Raw genomic sequence first — 1,417 nt, forward strand, 5'->3', positions numbered from 1 at the left:
TCGCCCAGGCGCGCGCCCCAAGCCGGCATCACGCCCTGTTTCGGTGCGGTTACCTGGGCGGCGATGGCGGCTTCGCCCGATCCGTAGAGCCAGATGGCGTCGGTCAGATCAGGAGCGCCGAGTTCCTTGTTGCCCTTTGCATTGTCGCCATGACAGGCCACGCAGTTTTCGGCAAAGACCTTGGCGCCGGGCGCCACCAACACCTGATCGCTGACGGTTTGGGACAGGCTGGCAATATAGGCGCTGACCTGTTTGATCTGATCGGCAGTGATGATGTCGCCAAAGGCCGGCATTTCGGACAGGCGCGTATCCGGATCGGAGGCGAAGCGAATGCCATGTGTAACCGTCTGCTGGATCTGGTCCGCCTTGCCGCCCCACAGCCAGTCGTCGTCGTTGAGGTTGGGGAAGCCCTTGGAGCCCTGGGCGCCGGAACCATGGCACTGCACGCAATTGAGCTTGAACGCGGCACTGCCGGCGGCGACGGCGAATTCGCGCAGCGTGTCGTCCGCCGCGATCTCCGAAACACTTTTCACTTCTATCGCGGCGACATATTTGCCCTTGGCTGCTTCAGCCTTGGACAACTCGTTCCCGACATCGTTGCGGCTGGAATAGCCGAGCACACCCTTGGTTGCCGTGTGCAGCAGAGGCCATGCCGGATAGGCGATCGTGTACCCGATCGCCCAGACTATGGTGATGTAGAACGTCCAGACCCACCAGCGCGGAAGCGGGTTGTTGAGCTCCCGGATGCCGTCCCACTCATGACCGGTGGTTGAAACACCAGAGATTTCATCGATGTGCTCGTCGCTCATGATCACTCGTCCTCAAGGGGAATCCGGGCAGCTTCGTCGGCCAGCTTGCGGCTGCCGGGGCGCAGGGCAAAGATGATTGCGCCGACAAAAAACAGCGCCATGGCGACCAGACCCCAGCTGTCAGCGAACTCCCGCATCAAATTGTAATCCATGGATAAAACTCCTCAGCGGTAGCCGGCTGCTTCGTCGTAGTTCTTGAAATCGACCAACGTGCCGAGCATCTGGAGATACGCGACGAGGGCATCCATTTCGGTGACCTGTTGCGGGTTGCCGTCGAAGTCGCCGATCTTGGCCTTGGGGTAGCGGGCCTGGAGGCCGGATGTGTCGGCGTTGGGATCAGCCTGCGCCATCAAATCGGCATTGGCGTTAGCGATCATGTCGTCGGAGTAGGGGACGCCGACGCGCCTGTTGGCGACCAGATGCGTCGAGAAGTCCTTCGCCGCGATCGGCTCGTCCTTCAGGAAGGCATAGCTCGGCATGATCGATTCCGGCACCACGGACCGTGGATCTGTCAGGTGATCCACGTGCCACAGGTTGGAATAGCGGTCACCGACGCGAGCGAGGTCCGGTCCGGTGCGCTTCGATCCCCACTGGAAGGGGTGGTCGTA

At 61.4% G+C, this 1,417-nt stretch carries 3 protein-coding genes; all 3 read right to left on the bottom strand.

Annotated elements, in window-relative coordinates:
- A partial coding sequence (gene ccoP / locus NKH38_RS33185) for a cytochrome-c oxidase, cbb3-type subunit III (RefSeq protein WP_352765735.1) occupies positions 1-809 on the bottom strand: 809 nt, incomplete at its 3' end.
- A 2-nt stretch (positions 810-811) separates the two neighbouring features.
- On the bottom strand, positions 812-961 hold the full coding sequence (locus tag NKH38_RS33190) for a CcoQ/FixQ family Cbb3-type cytochrome c oxidase assembly chaperone (protein WP_023673929.1): 150 nt from the start codon (positions 959-961) through the stop codon (positions 812-814).
- 12 nt (positions 962-973) lie between these two features.
- Positions 974-1,417, bottom strand: a 444-nt coding sequence (gene ccoO / locus NKH38_RS33195) for a cytochrome-c oxidase, cbb3-type subunit II (protein WP_352765738.1), incomplete at its 5' end; no start/stop codon positions are given.

Source organism: Mesorhizobium sp. M1078, from assembly GCF_040318615.1.
In the GTDB taxonomy this organism is placed as follows: Bacteria; Pseudomonadota; Alphaproteobacteria; order Rhizobiales; family Rhizobiaceae; genus Mesorhizobium.

Excerpts from the sequence above, each read along its gene's own strand:
- NKH38_RS33190 (WP_023673929.1), bottom strand. The coding sequence starts at position 961 with ATGGATTACAATTTGATGCGGGAGTTCGCTGACAGCTGGGGTCTGGTC.